General features: G+C 67.4%; 19 protein-coding genes. 3 read left to right on the top strand and 16 right to left on the bottom strand.

Features of this window, described 5'->3' with window-relative positions:
* Positions 1 to 32: 32 nt before the first annotated feature.
* Positions 33 to 947, bottom strand: coding sequence for a 5-dehydro-4-deoxyglucarate dehydratase (gene kdgD / locus CEY08_RS12400; protein WP_063640678.1), 915 nt, complete (start codon positions 945 to 947; stop codon positions 33 to 35).
* Between the two features lie 308 nt (positions 948 to 1255).
* Here kdgD and CEY08_RS12395 point away from each other — a divergent pair, with 308 nt between their 5' ends.
* Together CEY08_RS12395 and CEY08_RS12390 are read left to right on the top strand one after the other, a co-directional pair.
* Entirely contained in the window at positions 1256 to 2233 is a 978-nt protein-coding gene (locus CEY08_RS12395) for a Bug family tripartite tricarboxylate transporter substrate binding protein (RefSeq protein WP_076813417.1), read from the top strand.
* 142 nt (positions 2234 to 2375) lie between these two features.
* Positions 2376 to 2732 carry a hypothetical protein gene (locus tag CEY08_RS12390; RefSeq protein WP_076813419.1) on the top strand — a complete coding sequence of 119 codons (357 nt, stop codon included), beginning with the start codon at positions 2376 to 2378 and terminating at the stop codon, positions 2730 to 2732.
* A 13-nt stretch (positions 2733 to 2745) separates the two neighbouring features.
* Here the strand turns inward: CEY08_RS12390 and CEY08_RS12385 are convergent, their stop codons facing one another.
* On the bottom strand, positions 2746 to 3705 hold the full coding sequence (locus CEY08_RS12385; RefSeq protein ID WP_076813423.1) for a LysR family transcriptional regulator: 960 nt from the start codon (positions 3703 to 3705) through the stop codon (positions 2746 to 2748).
* Positions 3706 to 3862: 157 nt separating this feature from the next.
* Here CEY08_RS12385 and CEY08_RS12380 point away from each other — a divergent pair, with 157 nt between their 5' ends.
* Positions 3863 to 5572 (top strand): thiamine pyrophosphate-binding protein, encoded by a 1710-nt coding sequence (locus CEY08_RS12380; protein ID WP_076813426.1) that lies wholly within the window; start codon positions 3863 to 3865, stop codon positions 5570 to 5572.
* Here CEY08_RS12380 and CEY08_RS12375 read toward each other — a convergent pair.
* The 14 genes from CEY08_RS12375 to CEY08_RS12310 all read right to left on the bottom strand — a co-directional run bounded on the left by CEY08_RS12375 (position 5560) and on the right by CEY08_RS12310 (position 20487).
* Positions 5560 to 6309, bottom strand: a complete 750-nt coding sequence (locus CEY08_RS12375) for a class II aldolase/adducin family protein (protein ID WP_063640675.1) — start codon at positions 6307 to 6309, stop codon at positions 5560 to 5562. The genes CEY08_RS12380 and CEY08_RS12375 overlap by 13 nt on opposite strands.
* A 16-nt stretch (positions 6310 to 6325) precedes the next feature.
* Positions 6326 to 7339 carry a Bug family tripartite tricarboxylate transporter substrate binding protein gene (locus CEY08_RS12370; protein ID WP_076813428.1) on the bottom strand — a complete coding sequence of 338 codons (1014 nt, stop codon included), beginning with the start codon at positions 7337 to 7339 and terminating at the stop codon, positions 6326 to 6328.
* Positions 7340 to 7553: 214 nt separating this feature from the next.
* Positions 7554 to 9050: an aldehyde dehydrogenase gene (locus CEY08_RS12365; RefSeq protein WP_076813430.1), complete on the bottom strand. Its 1497-nt coding sequence runs from the start codon at positions 9048 to 9050 to the stop codon at positions 7554 to 7556.
* The gene (locus tag CEY08_RS12360) at positions 9047 to 10297 is read right to left on the bottom strand and encodes a Zn-dependent hydrolase (RefSeq protein ID WP_088607683.1); all 1251 of its coding nucleotides are present in this window, start codon (positions 10295 to 10297) and stop codon (positions 9047 to 9049) included. The genes CEY08_RS12365 and CEY08_RS12360 overlap by 4 nt, the downstream gene beginning before the upstream one ends.
* Positions 10298 to 10313: 16 nt before the next feature.
* Positions 10314 to 12026 (bottom strand): thiamine pyrophosphate-binding protein, encoded by a 1713-nt coding sequence (locus CEY08_RS12355; RefSeq protein WP_088607682.1) that lies wholly within the window; start codon positions 12024 to 12026, stop codon positions 10314 to 10316.
* Positions 12023 to 12952, bottom strand: a complete 930-nt coding sequence (locus CEY08_RS12350) for an HpcH/HpaI aldolase/citrate lyase family protein (RefSeq protein WP_076813434.1) — start codon at positions 12950 to 12952, stop codon at positions 12023 to 12025. Before CEY08_RS12350 ends, CEY08_RS12355 begins: the two co-directional genes overlap by 4 nt.
* Positions 12949 to 14232 carry a TRAP transporter large permease gene (locus CEY08_RS12345; RefSeq protein ID WP_042793527.1) on the bottom strand — a complete coding sequence of 428 codons (1284 nt, stop codon included), beginning with the start codon at positions 14230 to 14232 and terminating at the stop codon, positions 12949 to 12951. Before CEY08_RS12345 ends, CEY08_RS12350 begins: the two co-directional genes overlap by 4 nt.
* Before the next feature lie 4 nt (positions 14233 to 14236).
* Complete coding sequence (locus CEY08_RS12340; protein ID WP_042793528.1) at positions 14237 to 14716, bottom strand: TRAP transporter small permease; 480 nt, start codon at positions 14714 to 14716, stop codon at positions 14237 to 14239.
* Positions 14716 to 15711: a TRAP transporter substrate-binding protein gene (locus tag CEY08_RS12335; protein WP_063640669.1), complete on the bottom strand. Its 996-nt coding sequence runs from the start codon at positions 15709 to 15711 to the stop codon at positions 14716 to 14718. Before CEY08_RS12335 ends, CEY08_RS12340 begins: the two co-directional genes overlap by 1 nt.
* Before the next feature lie 50 nt (positions 15712 to 15761).
* The gene (locus CEY08_RS12330; protein ID WP_063640668.1) at positions 15762 to 16895 is read right to left on the bottom strand and encodes a lactonase family protein; all 1134 of its coding nucleotides are present in this window, start codon (positions 16893 to 16895) and stop codon (positions 15762 to 15764) included.
* The gene (locus CEY08_RS12325; protein ID WP_063640667.1) at positions 16892 to 17704 is read right to left on the bottom strand and encodes an ATP-binding cassette domain-containing protein; all 813 of its coding nucleotides are present in this window, start codon (positions 17702 to 17704) and stop codon (positions 16892 to 16894) included. Before CEY08_RS12325 ends, CEY08_RS12330 begins: the two co-directional genes overlap by 4 nt.
* Positions 17701 to 18699 carry an ABC transporter ATP-binding protein gene (locus tag CEY08_RS12320; RefSeq protein WP_042793532.1) on the bottom strand — a complete coding sequence of 333 codons (999 nt, stop codon included), beginning with the start codon at positions 18697 to 18699 and terminating at the stop codon, positions 17701 to 17703. Before CEY08_RS12320 ends, CEY08_RS12325 begins: the two co-directional genes overlap by 4 nt.
* A gap of 4 nt (positions 18700 to 18703) precedes the next feature.
* The gene (locus CEY08_RS12315; RefSeq protein WP_042793533.1) at positions 18704 to 19573 is read right to left on the bottom strand and encodes an ABC transporter permease; all 870 of its coding nucleotides are present in this window, start codon (positions 19571 to 19573) and stop codon (positions 18704 to 18706) included.
* Positions 19570 to 20487 (bottom strand): ABC transporter permease, encoded by a 918-nt coding sequence (locus tag CEY08_RS12310; RefSeq protein WP_063961682.1) that lies wholly within the window; start codon positions 20485 to 20487, stop codon positions 19570 to 19572. Before CEY08_RS12310 ends, CEY08_RS12315 begins: the two co-directional genes overlap by 4 nt.
* Between the last annotated feature and the right edge of the window lie 8 nt (positions 20488 to 20495).

Genomic DNA, 20495 nt, shown 5'->3' with positions numbered 1-20495 from the left:
GGCCTATATATACCACTGCCAGGGCGCGCGCTTTACTGAGGGCCGAGCTTGCGGATCAGGGCGTCCAGCATTTCCAGTTCGTTGGCTTGCAGGTCCGTCAGGGGCGCGCGCACGGGGCCGGCATCGTGGCCGACCAGTTTGGCGCCAGCCTTGACGATGCTGACGGCATACCCGGGGACGCGGTTGCGGATTTCCAGGTAGGGCAGGAAGAAGTCATCCAGCAGGCGATTGGTGGTGTCGTGGTCGCCCGCGGCAATGGCCCGGTAGAAGTCCATGGCCGTCCTGGGCACGAAATTGAAGACGGCAGATGAATAGACCGGCACGCCCAGCGCCCGGTAGGCCGCGGCATAGACCTCGGCCGTGGGCAAGCCGCCCAGGTAGGAGAACCGGTCGCCCAGCTTGCGGCGGATGCGCACCATGGCTTCGATGTCGCCCACGCCGTCCTTGAACCCCACCAGGTTGGGGCAGCGTTCGGCCAGTTGGGCCAGGCTGTCGGCCGACAACCGGGATTGCGCGCGGTTGTAGACGATGACGCCGATCTTGACGGATTTGCAGACCTGTTCGACGTGTGCGGCGATGCCTTGTTGTGACGCTTCGGTCAGGTAATGGGGCAGCAGCAGGATGCCCTTGGCGCCCAGGCGCTCGGCCTCTTGCGCATAAGCGATGGCCGTGCGGGTCGGGCCGCCCGCGCCAGCCAGGATGGGGACCTTGCCTGCGCAGGTCTGCACCGCAGTGCGGATGACGTCCGCGTACTCCTCGGGCGCCAACGAAAAGAACTCTCCCGTGCCGCCTGCGGCGAACAGGGCAGTGGCGCCATAGGGGGCCAGCCATTCCAGGCGCTGCGCATAGCCTCTGGCGTTGAAGTCGCCGTTCGAGTCGAAGTCGGTGACGGGAAAGGATAGCAGTCCTTCCGAAACGATCTGCTTGAGTTCCTGCGGGGTGGTCATGTTGCGCGCATCCGTATGGTTGCCTCAATGGGCGGAATTTGCCATCTGCCTGTCACGGCTTTGGCGGGCAAGTCATCGTACAACATGAGATAAGCCGAATTCAAGCGAAATACCGCGTGTTATCAGGGGATTATAGGGGCATACCCGATAAGACAAGGGTTCTGCTTTCCAAATATATTTTCACGGTTGTACGATGACATGCGCAGAACCGGGATCCGGTCATTGCGGGCGTGCCCAGGGATTCCCGTGGGTGGACCGCCCGCGCCGGCGCTCAGGGCCGTACGCGAAAAAATTCGAAAGGAGACTCCATGGACCTTAGCAAAAGACATTTCCTGGGCGGCGCCGCGGCGCTTTGCCTGTCGTCATGGCTGCCGGCGTGGGCACAGTCGGGCGACTGGCCGACGCGTCCGGTTCGCATCATCGTGCCGTACCCGCCCGGAGGCTCCTCGGACATCATTGCCCGCATTCTGGCGCCGCGGCTCAGCGACGCCCTGAAGCAGACCGTGGTGGTGGAGAACAAGCCCGGCGCCAACGGCAATCTTGGGGCTGGCCTGGTAGTGCAGGCCGCGCAGGAAGGCCATACGGTGCTGCTGTGCGACGTGGGCGCCCTGGCGATCAGCCCGTCCGTGTACACCAAGCTGTCGTTCGATCCCTCCAAGGATCTGCGCGCGGTAGGCATGCTGGCCTATTCGCCCCATGTGCTCGCCGTGCACCCGGACGTGCCGGCCAAGACCGTGCCGGAACTGGTGGCGATTTCGAAGCAGCGCCGCCTGAATTTCGCTGTGACCGCCATCGGCAGCGCGCCGCACCTGGCCGCCGTGGCCGTGCAGCAGGCCACGGGGGCACGCTGGGAGTACGTGCCATACAAAGGCGGGTCGCAGGCGGTGACCGACACCATAGGCGGACAGACCCAGGTCATCATGAACGGATTGCTGGCCACGCTGCCGCATATCAAGGCGGGCAAGCTCAGGCCGATCGCCATCTCCAAGCGTGAGCGCATGCAACTGGTGCCTGACATTCCAACCATTTCCGAGCAGGGCGTGGCAGGCTTTGAATCCGGCACCTGGCAAGGCGTGATGGCGCCCGCCACCACGACCGACCCGGTTGCGCTGCGCTTGTCGGAACTGATGGCACAGATCGTCAGCCAGCCGGACGTGAAGGCGCAGCTTAACGAGCAAGGCGCTGAAATCGTCACCCGCAATCCTGTCGAGCTGGCGCAATTTTTCAACAGCGAACGCGCGCGCTGGGCCTCGGTGGTGAAAAGCGCGGACATCAGGCTGGACTGACGCGGGGCCTTTCTGGACAGCCGATGACGCTGGGGGGCACACTGGAGCCGTCCCGCGCCCGCCCAGGCCCCGGCGTGGCGCGGACAGCACCCGCGGAAACCCTTACACAGGCCGCGGCGATCCAGGGGCAGGGGTTGCAGCCATGAAAACGCTATGGACGGTCGCGGTGCTGGCGTCGTTTTGGGGGCAAGCCGGCGCGCAAGGCGGCACACCCGCCGTGCCGCCACCGCCGCCATCGGCCCGCGTCATACCGGACGCCTGCGTCGGCGCGTCCTGCCCGCGGCTGGTCAATCCCGGCACCGCCCAGGAACCGTGCCTGGGCACGGGATGCGCCACCGCGGGCAGGCCGCCCGGACCGCCAGCGCCGCCCTCCAGCGGACCCAGCCGCCAACCAGGATGGATGAGCCCCGCGCCGTCACGTCTGCCGCCCATGCCGGCGCCGCGCGGGGTTCCGGCAGGCCCCCTGACCCCGGCGCCGCCGTTGCCGGTGCCGAGGTAAGGTCAAGGGAAATTCACCCAGCCCCGCTGCACGCGCCGGTCATCCGCATGTATGAGCGATAGGGCTCTGCCCGGACCATGTCTTGCAGCAGTTCGCGCAGGATGTCCTGCACGAGCTTCACTGCCTGCGTCAACGGCCGGTTGGATGCGGTGGCCAGCATCAGGCGGGTGCACAGCGCCGGGTTGACGATTCTGCGGGCGACGAGCCGGCCGGACGCGAGTTCACCCACCACTGCGGGCAAGGCCAGCACGGTGTGGGCCAGGCCTTCCAGCACGATTTCCTTCATCAGTTCCAGCGCATCCATTTCGAATACCACGTTCAAGGGTCGGTCCGCCTGGGCGGCCGCCTGCTCCAAGGTGCGGCGCAGGCCATGGCTGCGTGTGGGCAGCGCCAGTGGCAGATCGCCCAATTGCGCGAAATCAATGGTGGACCGGGCGCGCGCGGCGGGCGACAGGTTCTGTGCCGGCGAGACCAGCGCCAGGTCCAGCTCGGCCAGGGGATCGACCACCACATGCTGCGAGCGCCGCGCGTCGTGCAGTACGGCGATGTCGACGCGGGCGTTGGCCAGCCATTCGTGCACATAGCCGCTATAGCCCGTAATGACGTTCAACTGGATGCGGGGATGGCGCTTCCATACTTCCGCCACCAGCGGCATGCCGACCATATGGGAAAGCGTGGGAGTAAGGCCCAGCGTAACCTGTCCGGAAGGGGACTTCTGCTCGTCGTGGAATTCGGTCACGACCTGCGTCATTTGTGTCAGCAAGGGGCGCAGGCGGTCCAGGAGTTTCTCGCCCTCCGGTGTCAGGGACACGCCGCGGCCGTTGCGATAGAGCAGGGCGCAGCCGCATTCGTCCTCAAGTTTTCTGACCTGGCGGCCCAGCGCGGACTGCGCAATTCCCAGCACCGACGCGGCCTTGGAGAAGCTGCCCGAATCGGCCACGTGGATCAGGTTCTCGATCTTGCGTAGGTCCATCGCGATGTCTCGCCGCCCGCGCGGGCGGACGCTCCCTGTGTGCGTTTTTTGTATATCTGATAGGCACAGTATGCCTACATGGCATCGTGCCAGCCACCCTAGAATTCCTGCGTATCCGACCCGCGCTTGTGCGCCTTTTCCTGGTTTTCGGCCATCCATGACGCCTGCTTCCGAATTGAATACGTCTTCCCACGCCTTGCTCGGGGTCTTCGCCCGCAATGGCATCGATCGCGTTTTTCTCGTGCCCGGTGAAAGCTATCTGGGCGTGCTGGACGCTCTGCACGACTTTCCCGGCATCGACGTGGTGACCTGCCGGCACGAAGGCGGGGCGAGCTTCATGGCTGGTGCCGACGGCCGGCTGACGGGCCGGCCGGGCGTGGTCATGGTGTCCCGCGGCCCCGGCGCGGCCAATGCCGCCATCGGCGTCCATGCCGCGCAACAGGATGGCGTGCCGATGATCCTCCTGATCGGACAGGTGCCGCGCAAGGACCTGCGCAAGCAAGCCTTCCAGGAGATCGACTATCAGAAGATGTTCGGTTCCATCGCCAAGTGGGTGCATGAGGTGGCCGCGCCCGAGGATCTGGCCTGGGCCGCCTTCAAGGCACTGCGGGTGGCTACCTCCGGCACGCCGGGGCCGGTCGTGCTGGTGGTGCCCGAGGACGTGCAGCAGGCGACGGCGTCCCGGCCTGAGTGGACGATGGCGCCCTGCAGTCCAAGCCAGCCAGCGCCCGATACGCTGGAGCGGCTGCGCGCCTTGCTGCAATCCGCCAGCCGGCCGTTGATCATCGCTGGCGGGGCGTTTAATGCGCCGGGCGGCCGCGACGCCTTGCGCCTGTTGGCAGAGCGGCATGGCGTGCCGGTGGCGGTATCGTTCCGCCAGCACGACATCTTTCCGAATACGCACCCGCTGTACGCGGGCGACCTGGATCTGGCGACGCAAGCGGCACAGGTGGCGGCCTTTGACTCCAGCGACCTGATCCTGGCCCTGGGCACGCGCCTGGGAGACATCACTACGCAGGGCTACACGTTGCCGGTCTATCCCAGGCCGTCGCAGACCTTGGTGCATTGCCACGTCGACGCGCATACCGTGAACCAGCATTTCGCGGCTGACGTAGGTCTCGTCGCAGACCCGGTCGCCACCGCGCAGGCACTGGCGGCCTTGCCGCCGACGGGCGGCGCGGCGCGCGGCGACTGGGCAGCCTCCTTGCGCGCCATCCGGGAGCGCGTGGCCGCCTGGCCGAGTCCAAAGACGGATGATGGCGTGCCGTTTGTGTCCGTGGTGCGCGCACTGGCTGAACAGGCGCCCGCGGATCTCATGGTCTGCCTGGATGCGGGTACTTTCGCGGCCCCCGTTTACCGTCATTTTCCTTTTGCCTACCCCCAGCGGCTGATGGCGTCGCAGTCCGGCGCCATGGGCTATGGCACGCCGGCGGCGATCGCGTCGCAGCTGCGCAACCCGCAAAGCAAGGTGGTGTGCCTGGTGGGCGACGGCGGCTTCATGATGACCGGCAACGAAATGATGGCCGCGGCCGAACGTGGCTTGCCGGTGTTCTTCATCGTGTCCAACAACAACTGTTATGGGTCGATCCGCGTGCACCAGGCGCGCACCTATCCCGGACGCTACGTGGGCACCAACCTCGCCAGCCCCGATTTCACGATGATGGCCCGCGCGTTTGGCATGCAGACCGAGCATGTCACCCGCCAGGACCAGGTGGACGCGGCCATCGCCCGAGGGCTGGCCGCGACGGCCCCGTATTTCCTGGAGGTCAAGACCAGTCTTGCCGCCATCCTGCCGGACGGCGCGGACAGCGAGGCCGGCGTCGACCTCCTTGGACGGGCGACAGCGCCGACGCTTCACTCCCGGTAGCTCGGATCTTTCCTGTCCATCAGGCGCAACATGGCCGGCCATTCCAGTTCGCCGAAGGGCCGGCGCGTGGTCGGTTGGTACAGGTGCCAGGTCTTTTCGATCACTTCCGGTGGCGGCAGGCACAGCTCGCGGTTGGCGGCCAGGGCATCCACTTGCGCCTTGCATGCCATTTCCAGCCAATACAGCGTATTGAACGCCTGCGCGATGCTCGGGCCCGCCGCCAGCAGGCCATGGTTGCGCAGGATCATCGCCTCGGACTGACCCAGGTCCGCCACCAGGCGCTCGCGCTCGTCCAGGTCGATGGCCACGCTTTCGTAGTCGTGGTACGGAATCTTGGCGAAGCGCATGGCGGTCTGGGTCAGCGGCAGCAAGCCGCACTTCAGCGCGGACACCGCCATGCCGGCGCGGGTGTGCGTGTGGATGACGCATTGCACATCGTGGCGCGCGCCGTGCACCGCGCTATGGATCACGTAGCCGGCCGCGTTGATGCCGTAGTCGCCCTGGTTGCCCAGCACGTTGCCGTCCAGGTCTATCTTCACCAGGCTGGACGCGGTGATTTCGTCGTACATCATGCCGTAGGGGTTGATCAGGAGGTGGCCCTCGGGTCCCGGGATGCGCGCGGTGATGTGGTTGTAGATGAGATCGCTCATGCCGAAGTGGGACACCAGCCGGTAGCAGGCGGCCAGCTGGACGCGGGTGTCGCGTTCTGCAGGGCTCATGGTGGTGGAGGTATGCATCGCTCTGGTTTCCTGTTCAGTCAGTCGCTTTGACGTTGAATTCGCGGACTACCTTGCCCCACGACTCATACTCGGATTTCATCAGCGCGCCGAATTCGGCGGGCGTGGCGGTGGTGCGGACCTGGGCGCCCAGCTCTGCAAGTTTGTCTCGCACGGCCGGGTCCGCCAGCACGGTGTTGAGCTCGGCCGCCAGCTTTTGCTGGATATCGGGCGGGATGCCGGCGGGAGCGATAAGGCCCAGCCAGGCGCCCATGTCGAAACCGGGGAAGCCCTGTTCGGAGACGGTGGGCACGTCCGGCAGGGTCGCCACCCGTTGCGGTGTGCTGACGGCGATGGCCTTCAGGCGGCCGGCCTTCACCAGGGCCAGCGAGGACACCATGGTGTCGAACGTGGCGTAGGTGCGTCCTCCCACGATATCGGTCTGTGCCTGGCTGCTGCCCTTGTAAGGCACGTGGATCATGCTGGCGCCCGCCTTGGAAAGCAGGACCGAAGTTACAAGGTGGCTGGTAGTGCCCACGCCGGTGGTGGCGTAGGTGTATTGGCCAGGCTTGGCCTTTACGGCCGCGAGAAAGTCGCGCAGGTTGTTGGCCGGGTTCTCGGGGCTGACGACAAACAGATAGGGCAGCCAGGTCAAAAGCCCGATGGGCGCGAAATCCTTGCGCGCGTCGTAGTTCAGATTGGGATAGACGTGGGGGTTGATCGCCTGGGGCGCGGAAGCGCCGATCATGAGTGTGTAACCATCGGCCTTGGCTCGGGCACCCAGGCCCGCCGCGATGGAGCCACCCGCACCGGGCTTGTTCTCGACGATGAACTGCTGGCCCAGGCGCTGGCCAAGGCGGTCGCCGACCATCCGCGCTACCGTGTCCGTTGCAGTGCCAGGGGGAAAACCGACCAGGATGGTCACCGGCTTGGAAGGATAGGGGTCTTGCGCGCACGCAGGACCCGCCGCGGCCCAGGCGCAGCCGGCCAGCAGGGCCGCCAGCGTGGCCCGCCGCAATGTTGATGAGACCGTCCCGGGGGCGGATTGCATTCCGCCTCGCTTTATTGCCTTGCGCATCGTTGTCTCCAGTCATTGTTCTGATGGCGGGAGAGCGCCTGCGCCTGCCCGCAACGGCGCCCGCTGGGCAGTCCGTCGCCGTTCAAGGTCGCACAAGGACCGGCCGCCTTCAATGGCGCGCGCGGCCAAGCAGATAGCGCGAAATGGCATGTATGGCGGACGCCGCGCAGGCGTCCGCCGGGAGGGGTCAAGCGGTCAGGCTGATCCAGGTGGTCTTCAGGTCGCTGTACTTGTCCAGCGCATGCAGCGATTTGTCGCGGCCGAAGCCGGACTGCTTGACGCCGCCGAACGGTACGGTGATGTCGCCGTCGGCATAGCAGTTGACCCAGACCAGGCCGGCGCGCAGGCGGCGCGAAAGACGGTGGGCGCGAGACAGGTTGGCGGTCCAGAGGCCGGCGCCCAGGCCGTAGATCGAATCGTTGGCCAGCCGCACCGCATCGTCCTCGGTGGCGAAGCGCTGCGCAGCCAGTACCGGTCCGAAGATTTCCTCGCGCACGAGGCTGCCATTCTGGTCGGCGCAATCGAAGATGGTCGGTTCGATGTAGTAGCCGCCCGTGGCGCTGCGGGCCTGGCGGCCGCCCAGCCGCAGACGGGCGCCTTCCGCGGCGCCGGCTTCAATGCGGGCGAGCACACCGCGCATCTGGCGTTCGTCGACCATGGCGCCCATCGCCGTGGCGGGGTCCAGCGGATCTCCTGGCTGCAGCGTCGCGGCGTAGTCCGCAACCTTGGCCATGAAGGCGTCGTAGATGCCGTCCTGCACGTACAGGCGCGAGCCGGCGATGCAGACTTCTCCCTGGTTGGAAAAGATGGCGAGCGCGGCGGCCTGGGCGGCACGGTCCAGGTCCGGGCAGTCTTCGAACACGATATGCGGCGACTTGCCGCCGCATTCCAGCCAGACGCGTTTCAGGTTCGATTGTCCTGAATATTCCATGAAGCGCTTGCCGGTGGCGGTGGATCCGGTGAAGGCGATGCAATCGACGTCAGGATGCAGGCCCAGCGCCTGGCCGGCCTGGGCGCCCAGGCCCGGCACCACGCTGAAGACGCCGGCAGGGATGCCGGCTTCCTCGGCCAGCGCCGCCAACCGGATCGCCGACAGTGAAGCCTGTTCGGCCGGCTTGAGGATGACGCTGTTGCCGGCGGCCAGCGCCGGCGCGACCTTCCAGGCGGCCATCATCAGGGGGTAGTTCCACGGCACCACCGCGGCCACCACGCCCAGCGCTTCGCGCGTGATGGTGGCCAGCGCGTCGGGGCCGGTGGGGGCGATCTCGTCGTAGATTTTATCGATGGCTTCGGCGTACCAGGCGTAACAACGCGCGGTTTCCGGCACGTCGAAGGCGAGCGCATCGCGTATCGGCTTGCCCATGTCCAGGGTCTCGAGCAACGCGAGTTCCTCGCGGTGCGTGTCGATCAGCGCCGCCAGGCGCAGCAGGCGTTGCTTGCGCTGGCGCGGCGCCAGGCCGCTCCAGACGCCGGCTTCGAAGGCACGCCGGGCGGCCTGCACGGCGCGGTCCACGTCGGCTGCCGAGCAGGCGGCCACGTCCGCCAGCTTGCGCCCGTCGATGGGGCTGGTGGCCGGGAAGGTGGCGCCATCGGCCGCGCCGCAGTAGGCGCCGTCGATGTAGGCCTGGCCGTTGAAGGCGAGCGCGGCGGCGCGGGCGTGCCAGTAGGCGGAATCTGGGTTCATGGCCGGGCCTCGGGAGCGTTGGCTCGCGCCACCATGGCGTCGAGCAATACATTGCAGCCCGCTTCCAGGTCGGCGGGCTTGGCGTCCTCGATCTCGTTGTGGCTGACGCCATCCTTGCACGGCACGAAGATCATGGCGGTGGGGGTGACGGCAGCCATGTAGACCGCGTCGTGGCCGGCGCCGGTGACGATGTCCATGGCAGCCAGGCCGCGGCGGGCGGCGCCGTCGCGTACCTTGCCCACCAGGTCCGGATCGAACGGCGTGGGCGGGAAATACTGCACGTGCTTCACGTCCACGTCGACGTTGTGGCGCCGCGCGATCTCGGCGCAGGTGTCGCGCCAGCGCTGGTCCATCTGCGTGAGCGTGGCCTCGTCTTCGTGGCGCAGGTCCACCGTGAAGCGCACCTGGCCCGGGATGACGTTGCGCGAACCGGGGTGCGCATAGATTTCGCCCACGGTGCCGCGGCCGTGCGGCTGGTTATCGTTGGCGATATCCACGACCGCCTGCAGCAGGTAGCTGGCGGCGTACAGCGCGTCGCGACGGATCGGCATGGGCGTGGGGCCGGCATGCATTTCCATGCCGGTCACCGTCACGTCATACCAGCGCAGGCCCAGCGATCCGGTTACTACGCCGACGACCTTTTCTTCGTGCTCCAGGATCGGACCCTGTTCGATATGTGCCTCGAAATACGCGCCCACGGGGCGGCCGCCCACGGCGTCCGTCCCGGCATAGCCGATGGCAGCCAGTTCCTCGGCCACCGACTTGCCATCGCGGTCGGTCGCGGACAGCGCCACTTCCAGGGGGAATTTGCCGGCGAATACGCCCGAACCCATCATCACGGGCACGAAACGCGAGCCTTCCTCGTTGGTCCAGATGGCCACTTCCAGCGGCGCTTCCGTCACCACGCCATGATCGTTCAGGGTGCGCATGACCTCCAGGCCGGCCAGCACGCCATAGCAGCCGTCGAACTTGCCGCCCGTGGGCTGGGTATCGATATGGCTGCCTGTCATGACCGGCGGCAGGTCATTGTTGCGGCCCGCGCGGCGGGCGAAGATGTTGCCCACCTGGTCCACGCGCAGCGTCAGGCCTGCGTCACGCATCCAGCCGGTGACCAGGTCGCGGCCCTGGCCGTCCAGCGCGGTCAGCGCCAGGCGGCAGTTGCCGCCCTTGGGCGTCGCGCCGATGCGGGCCAGGTCCATCAGCGACTGCCAGAGCCGCTGTCCGTTGATAGAGAGTGTCGTCGTCATGGGGGTTACCTATCTGTCAGTGGCCGGCAGCGGCGTTGCGGGCCAATGCCGCTTCGCGGATGCCCATCAGGGTTTCGCCCGGCGAAATGCCGTTGGCGTCGTAGCGGATTTCCAGCAGGGCGGGCAGGCTCTCGCGCTCGGCGAACGCCAGGGCGCGCTCGAACGCCGGGCCGAAGCTGGCGGTGTCTTCCACGGCTTCGCCATAACCGCCGTAGCCGCGGATGAGCTGGGTGAAATCCGGGTTCTCGAACGACAGCGCGATGGGACGTGCGGGAAACTCGCGTTCCTGATGCGCGCGTATCGTGCCCCAGATGCCGTTGTTGAACACCAGCACGACCACGCCCAGGCGGTACTGCAGCGCCACGCCGAGTTCCTGCATGTTCATCTGGAAGCAGCCGTCGCCGGCGTAGCAGACCACCGTGCGCTTGCGGTCTTCGAGTTTGGCCGAAATGGCCGCCGGCAGTCCGTAGCCCATGGAGCCCACGGTGGGGGTAAGGCTGGTGCCCGGTCCCGCATAGCGCCGATAGCGGTGGGGATATAGCGCATAGTTGCCCGCGCCCACGGTAATGCAGGCGTCGGGGGGAACATGCGCGTCGACGTAGGCGGCGGCCTGGTCCAGGCTCAGCGGCCCGGGCGAGGGCAACGGCTGAAGGCTGTCGACCAATTCCTGGTGCGCGGCACGCACCGCGGCGCCGCGCGCAATCTTGTGGCCGGGAACCAGGTCCGCCACGCTGGCGGCGAAGCTGGCCACGTCGGCGACGATGGCCTGGGTCGGGGAAAACACGCGGCCCAGCTCGGCGGCATCCGGATACACGTGGATCAGCTTCTGGCGCGGCAATGGGCTTTCGATGACGGTGTAGCCTTCGGTCGTGGCCTCGCCCATGCGCGTGCCTACGGCCAGCACCAGGTCGGCGTCACGCAGGCGTTGGCGCAGCTCTGGCGTCATGGCCCAGCCGACGTGGCCAGCGGCGTTGGGGTGGCGCTGGTCGAAGCATTCCAGGCGGCGCCAGGCGGTGCCCACGGGCAGTTCGAAACGCTCGGCGAAGCCGGCGATCTGGTCCATCGCGGTCTGGTGCCAGCCATTGCCGCCCAGCAGCAGGAAGGGGCGCTCGGCGGCGTCCAGCAATTGCGTCATGCAGGCCAGGTCGGCGGCGCCGGGATGGCTGTGCACGCGGGGGTAGCGCGGCAGATCGGCCACGCGGGCGCGGCCCCACAGCGTGTCTTCGGGCAAGGCCAGCACCACGGGGCCGGGACGGCCGCTGGTCGCGACCGCGAACGCGCGCGAGATGTACTCGGGAATGCGGTCGGTGCGGTCGATCTGCGCCACCCACTTGGCCATCTGGCCGAACATGCGGCGGTAGTCGATCTCCTGGAAGGCTTCGCGCTCCATGAAGTCGTTGCCCACCTGGCCCACGAACAGGATCATCGGGGTGGAGTCCTGGAAGGCGGTGTGCACGCCGATGCTGGCGTTGGTGGCGCCCGGCCCGCGCGTGACGAAACAGATGCCGGGTTCGCCCGTCAGCTTGCCATAGGCCTCGGCCATGTAGGCGGCGCCGCTTTCCTGGCGGCAGACGATGGCTTCGATGGCATCGGTATGGTCGTTCAGCGCGTCGATGCAGGGCAGGTAGCTTTCGCCGGGAATCATGAACACGCGGCGCGCGCCATGGATGCGCAATTGCTGCATCAGGATTTGCCCGCCATTGCGTTCGGGAATTGCTGCTGACGTCATGCGGAGTCTCCTTGTTGCGGGACGGCCTGCGCGCGGCGCTCGGCGGCCCATCGTTCGAATTGGTGATGGCGCGCCAGCAGGCGGCGCGCGGTGTTGTAGACAGGCGGATCGATGCGCTCGGCATCGTGGCGGCCGGCGCGCTGGGCTTCATAGCGGGCGACGCAATCATGCGCGGCCGCGACTTCGTCCGGGGCGGGCGTGAACACGGCATGGATCAGCTTGACCTGGTCGGCCACGGTGGCGCACTTGGACTTCAAACCGAGGCGGCGAGCCCAGCGCACGTCGGCTTCCAGCGCCGGCATGTCGCGGTAGTTGAAGGGGCAATCGATGGGCAGGCAACCCGCCGCCGTGCAGTCCAGCAGGAAGCGGGCGCGCAGGTGGTGCAGTTCAATGCCATCCTTGCCGCGTTCGGCGCCCAGGCTGGCGGTCAGGTCCTCGGCCGCCAGCAGGCAGGCGGACACGCGCGGGCTGGCGGTCAGGATGTCATAGGCGCGGTGCACGCCCAACGCGGATTCCAGCGTGGGCACGATCTCGGTGCTGCCGGCTGGCAGGCCAAGTTCGGCCTCCAGCGCGGTGATCGCCTGGTCCAGCGCGGCGATCTGCGCCGGGCTTTCGGCATGCGGCAGGAACACCGCATCGGGCGCGCCGGGCATCACGCCGCGCAGGTCCGCCATGCCGTCGTCCTCCAGCTTGTTGATACGGACGGCGGCAACCACGCCCTGGGCGCGGCAGCTGGCGAACAGTTCGGCGATGCGCGGGCGCGCGGCCGGGCGGTCCGCCGCCGCGGTGAACTCTTCCAGGTCCGCCACCAGCGCGTCGGCGCCGCTGGCCAGGCCGTCGGCCTGCGCGGCGGCGTCCAGGCCGGGAACGAACATCCAGCTGCGGCGCAGAAAGGGGGGACGGCGGGAGGGAGTGATAGGAGTCATTGCACGTGCCTCGGCAGGAACAGCACCAGTTCAGGTACGAAAGTCAGCAGCAGCATGACCGCGGTCATGGCCAGCATCATCCAGGACAGCGGACGCAAGGTCTGCATCATGTTGATGCCGCCGATCTTGCACGCGGCCATCAGGTCGACGCCGACGGGAGGCGTGTTGGCGCCGATGGCCATGTTGATCGACAGGAGGATGCCGAAGTGCACCGGATCGATGTTGTAGTGCGCCAGCACCGGCATGACGACCGGGGCCACGATGATGATGACCGGGATCGCTTCCATGAAGGTGCCCAGGAGCAATAGCACCACGGTCAGCAACAGCAGGACGGCGATCTTGCTGTCGGTCCAGTCCACCAGCAGTGTCGACAGCGCCTGCGGCACCTGTTCGGCCACCAGCACCCAGGCGAACAGGCCCGATGCGCCGATGATGAGCAGGATGGATGCGCTGCTTTCACCGGTGGACTTCAGGTTGTCCCACAGAGACTTCAGGCTCAGCGTGCGGTACCAGAAGAAACCGATCAGCAAGGCATAGATGATGGCGCTGGATGCGGCCTCGGTGGCGGTGAAGATGCCGAACCGGATACCGCCGATGATCAGCACGGGAACCATCAGGGCGGGCAGCGCATCGACAGCGGCGGCGCGCAGCTCGGGCCAGCTGAACGGCTGGCCGCCAGCCCAGTTGTGCTTGCGCGATTGCCAGATGGCCACGCCGATCAGCGACAGCCCGAGCAGAATGCCTGGAATGATGCCGGCCACGAACAGCTTGCCCACCGACGTGTCGGTGATGGTGCCGTAGACGATCAGCACGATGCTGGGCGGGATGATGGTGGAGGTGGCGCCGGCGCTGCCGACCAGGGCGCAGGAAAAGCCCTTGTCGTAGCCGCTGCGGGCCATGGCGGGCAGCAGCAGGCTGCCGATGGCCACCACGTCGGCCACGCCCGAGCCGGACAGCGCGCCGAACATCAGGCAGGCCAGCACCGCCACCACGGCCAGGCCGCCTTTGATGTCGCCAACGATGGCGGCGCACAGACGCACGATGCGCTGCGTCAGGCCGGCGCCGTTCATCAGCTGCGCGGCCAGGATGAAGAGCGGAATCGCCAGCAGCGTGAAGCTGTCCAGCCCCACCACGTACTGCTGCGCCGCCACCATCATGGGCGCGGAATCATAGACCGCCAGATAGGCCAGGCAGGAAAGCACCAGGCCGAAAGCGATGGGCATGTCGATCACCACCGTGACCGCGAACACGCCCATCAGGAAGAGAGCACCCGTAGACATCGTGTTAATCCTTTACAGCGGCGGGAGCGGGGGAGAACAACTGCGCCAGGTGCACCACGATGGTGATGGCGCACGCGAAGGGCAGTGCCAGGTACACCGTGCCGGCCGACACGTCCAGCGCGGGCAGCGTCTGGTCCATGGTCAGCTCGGCCAGTTGCCAGCCGGCGTAGCCCAGGGCCGCCAGGCCGACGATGATGAGAGCCTGGTTGACGCGCTCCACCGCGTTCAGGACTCGCGGGTTGCGCACGACAAAGGGCAGCAGCCCGGCCATCAGGTGCGAGCGCTCGTAGCTGCACGTGACGCCGCCAATGAAGGCCGACCACACCAGCACCAGGCGCGGCAATTCCTCCGCCCAATGCGGCGTGGTGTGCGTGACGAAGCGGGCGAACACCACATAGGAGATCAGGATCGCCAGCAAGGCCACCGCCAGGGCGGCGAAGGCCTTGCTGATGCCCGACAGGATCGCGGACAGTCGATTGAGCATTACTTGGCCTCGCGGTACTTCTGGACCAGCGCCATCAGCTCGGGACCGTAGGTGACCGAGTAGGTCTTCCAGACCGGCTCGACCGCGGCGGCAAAGGCGGGCTTGTCGACCTCGTTGACCTGCATGCCCTTTTCTTTCAACTGGGCGATGAACTGCTGGTCGCCGTCAGTGATCATCTTGCGCTGGGCGTCGCGCCACTTGTCGGCGGCAGCCTGCACGATCTTCTTGTCATCCGCCGAGATGCGGTTCCACACCGGCTTGGAGATGATCAGGTTGGCGGGACCCCAGACGTGGCCGGTCAGCGACAGGTACTTCTGCACTTCGAAGAAGGACGAGGTGTAGATAATGGACAGCGGGTTTTCCTGGGCGTCGAACACCTTCTGCTGCAGTGCCGAATACAGCTCGCCAAAAGCCAGGGGCGCGGGATTGGCGCCCAGGGCGGTGAACGTGTCCAGGCGCATCTTGTCGGGAGTGACGCGGGTCTTCAGCCCGGCCAGGTCGGCGGGTTTGGCGACGGCGCCGCGGTTGTTGGTGACGTGGCGAAAGCCGTTCTCCCACCAGGAGATGATGGTCAGGTTTTTCTTGTCGGCCAGCTTGGCCAGCGCCTCGCCCAGTTCTCCGTCGTACGCCTTGTAGGCTTGCTGGGACGTGGACCAGGTGTAGGGCAGTTCCACCACGCCGAACTTGGGCTCGATGGGCTGCAGCGAGCCCGAGCCGATGATGGCCGCGCCCTGGCTGCCGATCTGCAGGCCTTCCAGCATGGTCTTCTCGTTCCCCAGCTGGCCGCTGGGGAACAACACGAAATTGACGCGGCCGGCGGTCTTTTCCTTGACTTCGGCGGCGAAGCCCTCGGCGGCCTTGTTCCAGCTGTGGCTGGGCGCCAGCACGTGGCCCAGCTTGATGTCCAGGGCGTGGGCCGACAAGGGCGCCAATCCGGCCAGGCAGAGCACGGCGGCGGCGAGCAGGGTCTGTTTCTTTTGAGGAGCGGTGGTCATGGTGGAACTCCGGGAGCAGGGGTAGGGTGGGTTCGGGTGGGCAGGGCGGGTCAATAGGACTGGGCGCGCATCGAGGCGGGCCGTCCGGGCAGGGAAATGCGGGTGCCGGTGTCGGTCAGGCCGGCGTCGTCGACGGCGAGCACCTGCATCTCGGCATCCAGGAAATTGCCGACATACAGGTAGCGGCTGTCGGGGCTGAAGGCCAGGCCTTCGGGCAGCGCGCCGACTTCGATGGCGCCGGCCCGGGTCACGGACTGGCCGGAAATGCGCAGCAGCACGATCTGGCCGCGCGGGTGGTGGAACCATGCGCTGGACGGATTGTTGGAGCCCTGCACGATGGCAACCGCCGCGTAGCGGCCGTCGGGACTGATGGCGATGCCTTCCGGGCCGTCCTCGACCATCACGCGGTCGATCACGCGGGGCGGGTCGGCGCGCAAGTCCACCACGCTGACCGAGTCCGCGTGTCCGTCGGACGCGGTCGGGCTGCCCATGTCCACCACCAGCGCCAAAGCGCCATCGGGGGAGACCACCAGGTTGAACGGCACCAGACCCGTGGTCAGGTCCTCGGCGGGGTCGTGGCTCACGCGCGGAATTGCGCCGTGCTCGTCGATATGCAGCACGCCGAGGCGATGGCTGTCGGTCTTGACCACAAAGGCGCGGCGGCCGTCGGCGGCAAAGGACACGGCCACCACGGGCGTGCCCATGTCCACCTCGCCGCAAAACTCGACATGCTTGCCGTCGATGCGCAGCACCGATACGGAGCAGCCGGCTTTGTTGGCCACCAGCGCCAGCGTGCCGGCGCGGTTGATCGACAGCCCCGAAGGCTGCAGCCCCAGGTCCAGGCGCTGCAGGATGGTCGGCGGACTGGCTTCCAGGTCGATCACGTACAGGCCGCGGCCCGGCTCGGGCTGCCAGCCGCCGTCAGCGCGCTCGCGCCAGTCCATGGAGTCCGCGACCAAGCCCAGGCGCTGGTCGGGAGTCACGGCCAGGTTGACGGGAGGGCCGAACAGCGAATTGGGCAGGGGCAAGGTGGCGACGAGCCTCGGCGCCGCGGGATCGGCTCCCGCGTCATAGACGCACAGGCTGTCGTTGCCGGGCGCCAGGAACTGGATCTGGCCGTCGTTCCAGGTGACTTTCTGGTCATTGCCGACCAGCAGGAAATGGCGCGCGCCTTGCGGGGTCATGCCGCGAGCTCCTGCGCCTGCGGCACCGCCAGGGTGGCGCCGATCAACTGCCGCGTATAGGGATGGACGGGTTCGAAGTACACCTGGGCGGCGGGTCCGCGCTCCACCACGCGGCCGCCTTGCAGCACCACGATCTCGTCGGCGATGTGCTGCACCACGGCCAGGTTGTGGCTGATGAATAGATAGCCCAGGCCGCGTTCGCGCTGCAGCTCCATCAGGAGGTTCAGGATCTGGGCCTGCACCGATACGTCCAGCGCTGAAGTGGGTTCGTCGCAGATAAGCAGCTGCGGTTCCAGCATCAGCGCGCGGGCAATGGCCACGCGCTGGCGCTGGCCGCCCGAGAGCTCCCGGGGGTAGCGGGCCGCGAAGGCGGGCACCAGGCCCACCGCGTCCATCATGCGGCGCACCGAGGCGGCCTGCGACGCGGCATTGCCGATGCCGTGCACGCGCAGCGGGGCGGTCAGGATCTCGTTGATGGTGCGGCGCGGGTTGAGCGAGGAATAGGGGTCCTGGAACACCATCTGGATGCGGCGGGCGCGGGCGCGCGCCGGCATTGCAGCCAGTGGCTTGCCGTCCAGCAGGGCTTCGCCCTGCGTGGGCGCCAGCAGTCCCAGCATCAGCTTGGCGATGGTGGACTTGCCGCTGCCGGATTCCCCCACCAGACCGATGGTCTGGCCGGCGGGCACGTGCAGGTCTATGTCGTGCAGGATGCGCGGGGCGGGCCGGCGAGAAAACAGGCCGGCGCGGCCGTATTGGAAGTTCAGCCCGTTCAGGCTGATGCTGGCGGCGGGCATCGTTCTGCTGCTCATGCCATGACTCCTGGGCGCAAGGCGCCGGGTTTGATGCAGAGGCAGCGGTGTTGGCCCTGCACGCGCGCGGGGAAAGGCTGGGCGCAGCGGGGCTCGGCCGCCGGGCAGCGTTCGCGGAAGGCGCAGCCGACGATGGCCGTGTCCAGCGAGGGCACAGCGCCCGCGATGGTGGGCAGTTCGGCGCGCGGCGCCGTGTGTCCGGGCTGAGGAATGCAGTTCAGCAGCATGGCGGTATAGGGATGGCTGGGATGCTCCAGCACCTCGCGCACGCTGCCGCCCTCGACGATGTCGCCCGCATACATGACGATGACGTGATCCGCAATGCGTGCCACCAGGCCCATGTCGTGCGAAATGAACACCATCCCCAGGCCGAACTCGGCCTGGATGTCGCGCAACAGGTCCAGCAGCTCGGCCTGCACCGTCACGTCCAGCGCCGTGGTCGGTTCGTCGGCGATCAGCAGCTCCGGACCGCACATCAGCGCCATCGCGATCATCACGCGCTGGCGCAGTCCGCCGGACAGCTCGAAGGGATACTGCCGCATGCGTTCACGCGGGTTGGCGATGCCGACGCGGCGCAGCAGGTACTCCGCGCGCTCCTCGGCCGCCCGGCGGCTGACGCGCTTGTGGCGGCGGAGCACGTCCACGAGCTGGGTCCCGATGGGAAACACCGGATTCAGCGAAGTCATCGGATCCTGGAAGATCATGGCGATGCGCGCACCGCGCAGTTGCGCCAGGGCTGCCGGCGAAAGCGAGGCCAGGTCCTGGCCCGCGAATTCCAGCCGGGCTACGCGGCGGCGCGCGGCCGCGGGCAGCAAGTCCAGCAGGGCCAGCGCCGTCAGCGACTTGCCGCAGCCCGATTCGCCGACGATGCAGAGCGTCTTGCCGCGTTCCAGGCTGAAGTCCACCGCGCGCACCACGTGCTTGACGTGCGTGGGCGTGTGGATATCGATGTGCAGGTCCTGGACCCGCAGCAGGGGATGGCTGTGGTCGGTCATGGGATCAGCCCTTCTTCATTTGCACGGCGCGCAGCGATTCGCCCGCGCGGTTCACGCACAGCACCAGCACGAACAGCACCACGCTCGGAATCACGACCAGCGAGGGCTGGAACAGCATGTTTTCCTTGCCCTCGGCAATCATCAGGCCGAGAGACGGCATGGGCGCCGGTACGCCCAGGCCCAGGAAAGACAGTGAGGCTTCCAGCGTGATGGCCATGGCGGCGTCCACCGTGCCGATGATGAGCAGGTTGCCTACCAGGTTGGGCAGGATGTCGCGCCAGATGATCTGCAAGTGGGTGCAGCCCTGCAGGCGGGAGGCCGTGACGAATTCCGCGTTGCGCAGGCCGGCAGCCATGGTCCGGGCCACGAGCGCATAGCGTTCCCACAGCAGCAGCCCCAGCACCAGCACGACTACAGTGAGCGAGGCGCCCACCACGGACACCACGGCCAACGCCACCAGGATGATGGGCAGCGCCAGGCGCGCGGTGATCAGGAAGGACACGGCGCGGTCCACCGCGCCGCCGAAGTACCCCGCGGCCACGCCCAGCGTGGTGCCGATCAGGCCGCCCATCAGCGCGACCGACAAACCGATCAGCGCCGACACGCGCACACCGTAGAGCGCGCGCGCCAGGACGTCGCGGCCCAGCTGGTCGGTGCCCAGGATGTGGTTCCAGCTGCCGTCTTCACCCCAGACGGGTTCCTGCAGCCGGGCCAGCAGGTCCTGCGTGTACGGATCGTGCGGAACCAGGTAGGGGCCCAGCAGGCCGGCCAGCACCAGCAGCGCCAGCACGGCCAATCCGAAGCCGCGGCCGAGGCGCGCTGCGCGTTCGCCGCGCGAGCGGACGGGAAAAGAGGAGGCGATGACGCTGCTCATGAGGAAACTCGCACGCGGGGGTCCAGCCAACCGTTGATCAGGTCGGCGACCAGGGTCAGGACGATGTAGATCAGGGCGAAGATCAGGATCAGCGCCTGCATCGTGGGAAAGTCGCCGCGCAGGATCGAGGTCCAGGCCAGCAGGCCCGCGCCGTTGATCGCGAACACGGTCTCGATGACGACGGAGCCGGCCAGCAGCGTGCCCATTTGCGCGGCCGCCAATGACACCAGCGGCCGCAAGGCGTTGCGCAGCGCATACTTCAGCACCACGCTTGGGCCTCCCAGCCCCATGGCGCGGGCGGTGCGGATGTAGTCGGTGGCCAGGACGGTTTCCATTTCGGACTTCATCAGCCGCAGCATTGCCGGCATGGCGAACAGGCCCAGCGCGGTCACCGGCATCACGTAGTGCTTCCAGCTGTCGAAGCCGGACGCGGGCAGCCATTGGTTGCGCACACTGAAGATGATGATGAGCAGGAAGGCCAGGCAGAACGGCGGCATGGCCTGGGCGCAGGCCGAGAGCAGCATGGTGGCGCGGTCGATCAGCGAACCCTTGCGCAGCCCGGCCAGCACGCCCAGCGGTATCGCCAGCAGCAGCGCGAACAGCATCGCGGCCAGGCCCAGCTTGGCGGTGGCGGGGAAATGCTGGGTCAGCAATTCGGCCACGGGACGGCTGAAGTACAGGCTGTCGCCGAAGTCGCCACGGGCGACGCCAGCCAGCCAACGGCCGTACTGCACGAGGATGGGGTCATCGAAGCCGTGCAGCTGCGCCAGCCGCGCCGCGTCGGCGGCGCTGCCTTCGCCGGCCAGGCGCGCCGCCGGATTGCCCGAGGCGAACACCAGCGAGAAGCTGATCAGCGAGACGAACACCACCAGCAGCGCGGACACCACCAGGCGGCGGAACAGGAATGTAATCATGGGGCTAC

Origin of the sequence: Achromobacter insolitus (assembly GCF_002209555.1) — a bacterium.
Lineage (GTDB): Bacteria > Pseudomonadota > Gammaproteobacteria > Burkholderiales > Burkholderiaceae_B > Achromobacter > Achromobacter insolitus.
Note: the sequence above shows the minus strand (reverse complement) of the source record. Positions and strands in the feature narration are given on the sequence as shown.

Excerpts from the sequence above, each read along its gene's own strand:
- kdgD (WP_063640678.1), bottom strand. The coding sequence starts at position 947 with ATGACCACCCCGCAGGAACTCAAGCAGATCGTTTCGGAAGGACTGCTA.
- CEY08_RS12395 (WP_076813417.1), top strand. The coding sequence starts at position 1,256 with ATGGACCTTAGCAAAAGACATTTCCTGGGCGGCGCCGCGGCGCTTTGC.
- CEY08_RS12390 (WP_076813419.1), top strand. The coding sequence starts at position 2,376 with ATGAAAACGCTATGGACGGTCGCGGTGCTGGCGTCGTTTTGGGGGCAA.
- CEY08_RS12385 (WP_076813423.1), bottom strand. The coding sequence starts at position 3,705 with ATGGACCTACGCAAGATCGAGAACCTGATCCACGTGGCCGATTCGGGC.
- CEY08_RS12380 (WP_076813426.1), top strand. The coding sequence starts at position 3,863 with ATGACGCCTGCTTCCGAATTGAATACGTCTTCCCACGCCTTGCTCGGG.
- CEY08_RS12375 (WP_063640675.1), bottom strand. The coding sequence starts at position 6,309 with ATGCATACCTCCACCACCATGAGCCCTGCAGAACGCGACACCCGCGTC.
- CEY08_RS12370 (WP_076813428.1), bottom strand. The coding sequence starts at position 7,339 with ATGCAATCCGCCCCCGGGACGGTCTCATCAACATTGCGGCGGGCCACG.
- CEY08_RS12365 (WP_076813430.1), bottom strand. The coding sequence starts at position 9,050 with ATGAACCCAGATTCCGCCTACTGGCACGCCCGCGCCGCCGCGCTCGCC.
- CEY08_RS12360 (WP_088607683.1), bottom strand. The coding sequence starts at position 10,297 with ATGACGACGACACTCTCTATCAACGGACAGCGGCTCTGGCAGTCGCTG.
- CEY08_RS12355 (WP_088607682.1), bottom strand. The coding sequence starts at position 12,026 with ATGACGTCAGCAGCAATTCCCGAACGCAATGGCGGGCAAATCCTGATG.
- CEY08_RS12350 (WP_076813434.1), bottom strand. The coding sequence starts at position 12,952 with ATGACTCCTATCACTCCCTCCCGCCGTCCCCCCTTTCTGCGCCGCAGC.
- CEY08_RS12345 (WP_042793527.1), bottom strand. The coding sequence starts at position 14,232 with ATGTCTACGGGTGCTCTCTTCCTGATGGGCGTGTTCGCGGTCACGGTG.
- CEY08_RS12340 (WP_042793528.1), bottom strand. The coding sequence starts at position 14,716 with ATGCTCAATCGACTGTCCGCGATCCTGTCGGGCATCAGCAAGGCCTTC.
- CEY08_RS12335 (WP_063640669.1), bottom strand. The coding sequence starts at position 15,711 with ATGACCACCGCTCCTCAAAAGAAACAGACCCTGCTCGCCGCCGCCGTG.
- CEY08_RS12330 (WP_063640668.1), bottom strand. The coding sequence starts at position 16,895 with ATGACCCCGCAAGGCGCGCGCCATTTCCTGCTGGTCGGCAATGACCAG.
- CEY08_RS12325 (WP_063640667.1), bottom strand. The coding sequence starts at position 17,704 with ATGAGCAGCAGAACGATGCCCGCCGCCAGCATCAGCCTGAACGGGCTG.
- CEY08_RS12320 (WP_042793532.1), bottom strand. The coding sequence starts at position 18,699 with ATGACCGACCACAGCCATCCCCTGCTGCGGGTCCAGGACCTGCACATC.
- CEY08_RS12315 (WP_042793533.1), bottom strand. The coding sequence starts at position 19,573 with ATGAGCAGCGTCATCGCCTCCTCTTTTCCCGTCCGCTCGCGCGGCGAA.
- CEY08_RS12310 (WP_063961682.1), bottom strand. The coding sequence starts at position 20,487 with ATGATTACATTCCTGTTCCGCCGCCTGGTGGTGTCCGCGCTGCTGGTG.